2 rRNA genes (1 of these 2 cut by a window edge) are annotated in these 3,086 nt (G+C 53.4%); both read left to right on the plus strand.

Annotation, left to right across the window (positions count from 1 at the left end):
* Nucleotides 1–2,773, plus strand: a 23S ribosomal RNA gene (locus DFP89_RS19590); it begins 91 nt to the left of the window's first position.
* 83 nt (nucleotides 2,774–2,856) lie between these two features.
* Nucleotides 2,857–2,971, plus strand: a 5S ribosomal RNA gene (rrf, locus tag DFP89_RS19595).
* The last annotated feature ends 115 nt before the right edge of the window (nucleotides 2,972–3,086 follow it).

Here is a 3,086-nt window from a genome sequence, read left to right on the forward strand (position 1 = left end):
AATAAGCTTTGATCCATGAATTTCCGAATGGGGAAACCCACCTGAAACTTGGTTATTGTTACCTTATGGTAGTCAATAATCGGGTTAACCAGGTATCTTTTACCTGAATACATAGGGTTTAAGAAGCGAACCCGGGGAACTGAAACATCTAAGTACCCGGAGGAAAGGAAATCAACAGATACTCCCCTAGTAGTGGCGAGCGAACGGGGACCAGCCGAGCCGTGAGAATGACCAGAATGTGTTGGAAAGCACAGCCATAGTGGGTGACAGCCCCGTATGGGAAGTTTGATCGGACGTATTAAGTAGGGCGGGACACGTGAAATCCTGTCTGAAGATCGGGGGACCACCCTCGAAGGCTAAGTACTCCTTACTGACCGATAGCGAACCAGTACCGTGAGGGAAAGGTGAAAAGCACCCCGACGAGGGGAGTGAAACAGTTTCTGAAACCGGACGCCTACAAGCAGTCGGAGCCTCCTTGAGAGGTGACGGCGTACCTTTTGTATAATGGGTCAACGACTTGGTCTATCTAGCAAGCTTAAGCCGGTAGGTGTAGGCGCAGCGAAAGCGAGTCTTAAATGGGCGACTTAGTTAGATGGATCAGACCCGAAACCAGATGATCTAGGCATGAGCAGGATGAAGGTTGGGTAACACCAACTGGAGGTCCGAACCCACACCTGTTGAAAAAGGTCGGGATGACTTGTGCCTAGGGGTGAAAGGCCAATCAAATCTGGAGATAGCTGGTTCTCCGCGAAAGCTATTTAGGTAGCGCCTCGGACGTATCCTCCTGGGGGTAGAGCACTACATGGATGATGGGGGCCCACAGCCTTACTGAGTCTAAGTAAACTCCGAATACCAGGAAGGACTATCCGGGAGACACACGGCGGGTGCTAACGTCCGTCGTGGAGAGGGAAACAACCCTGACCAACAGCTAAGGCCCCCAATTCGTGGCTAAGTGGGAAAGCATGTGAGACTTCCAAAACAACCAGGAGGTTGGCTTAGAAGCAGCCATCCTTTAAAGATAGCGTAACAGCTCACTGGTCTAATCAAGAGGTCTTGCGGCGAAGATGTAACGGGGCTCAAGCCACGAGCCGAAGCTTTGGGTGTGCATTTATGCACGCGGTAGCGGAGCGTTCTGTGATATAGAACGCTGCCTCCTTAGTATCCACGTCCATAGTCACCCGTAAGGATGACGGACAACGATACATTGGAGGCATTGTTCTGACTGTGAAGCCGGGCTGTAAGGCATCCGGTGGAGTGATCAGAAGCGAGAATGTTGACATGAGTAGCGACAAACAGGGTGAGAGACCCTGTCGCCGAAAGTCCAAGGGTTCCTGCTTAAAGCTAATCTGAGCAGGGTAAGCCGGCCCCTAAGGCGAGGCCGAAAGGCGTAGTCGATGGGAACCAGGTTAATATTCCTGGGCCAGGAGATGGTGACGGATCACAGAGCTAGTGAGGTCTTATCGGATTGATCTTGCTGGTGAGTGGTTCCTGGAAATAGCCCTCCATGAGACCGTACCCTAAACCGACACAGGTGGACTGGTAGAGAATACCAAGGCGCTTGAGAGAACCACATTTAAGGAACTCGGCAAAATACCTCCGTAAGTTCGCGAGAAGGAGGCCCCGTTTGTACGCAAGTATGGGCGGGGGGCACAAACCAGGGGGTGGCGACTGTTTACTAAAAACACAGGGCTCTGCGAAGCCGTAAGGCGACGTATAGGGTCTGACGCCTGCCCGGTGCCGGAAGGTTAAAAGGAGATGTGCAAGCATTGAATTGAAGCCCCGGTAAACGGCGGCCGTAACTATAACGGTCCTAAGGTAGCGAAATTCCTTGTCGGGTAAGTTCCGACCTGCACGAATGGCGTAACGACTTCCCCGCTGTCTCAAATGTGGACTCAGCGAAATTGAATTGTCTGTGAAGATGCAGACTTCCCGCGGTTAGACGGAAAGACCCCATGCACCTTTACTATAGCTTCGCACTGGCATCAGGATTGTGATGTGCAGGATAGGTGGTAGGCATTGAAACCGGGACGCCAGTTCCGGTGGAGCCATCCTTGAGATACCACCCTTCGCACTCTTGATGTCTAACCGCGGCCCGTTATCCGGGTCCGGGACCCTGCGTGGTGGGTAGTTTGACTGGGGCGGTCGCCTCCCAAAAAGTAACGGAGGCGCGCGAAGGTTGGCTCAGAGCGGTCGGAAATCGCTCGTTGAGTGCAATGGCAGAAGCCAGCCTGACTGCGAGACTGACAAGTCGAGCAGAGACGAAAGTCGGCCATAGTGATCCGGTGGTCCCGAGTGGAAGGGCCATCGCTCAACGGATAAAAGGTACGCTGGGGATAACAGGCTGATGATGCCCAAGAGTCCATATCGACGGCATCGTTTGGCACCTCGATGTCGGCTCATCTCATCCTGGGGCTGGAGCAGGTCCCAAGGGTATGGCTGTTCGCCATTTAAAGAGGTACGTGAGCTGGGTTTAGAACGTCGTGAGACAGTTCGGTCCCTATCTGCCGTGGGTGTAGGATACTTGAGAGGAGTTGCCCCTAGTACGAGAGGACCGGGGTGAACGTTCCACTGGTGGACCAGTTGTCGTGCCAACGGCAGTGCTGGGTAGCTATGAACGGACAGGATAAACGCTGAAGGCATCTAAGCGTGAAGCCCCCCTCAAAACAAGGTATCCCTTGAGAGCCGTGGAAGACCACCACGTCGATAGGCCGGAGATGTAAGCGCAGCAATGCGTTCAGTTGACCGGTACTAATGGCTCGATTGGCTTGATTTGATCCGGAAGAAGGCAGACCTTCTTCCAAAAGCATCCTTGGACAATACTCCCGAAAGGGAACGCCGATATCGCTTCTTTTCTGGTCTGGTGGCTTTAGCACGAGCAAAACACCCGATCCCATCCCGAACTCGGCCGTTAAGTGCCGTTGCGCCAATGGTACTGCGTCTCAAGACGTGGGAGAGTAGGTCACCGCCAGACCTGAAAAGAAGCGATCATCTCTCTGACACGATGAAATACCGCACCGCAAAGATCCGCGATGCAATTGGCGCGGGGTAGAGCAGCCCGGTAGCTCGTCAGGCTCATAACCTGAAGG

Origin of the sequence: Paracoccus lutimaris, from assembly GCF_003337565.1 — a bacterium.
GTDB lineage: Bacteria > Pseudomonadota > Alphaproteobacteria > Rhodobacterales > Rhodobacteraceae > Paracoccus > Paracoccus lutimaris.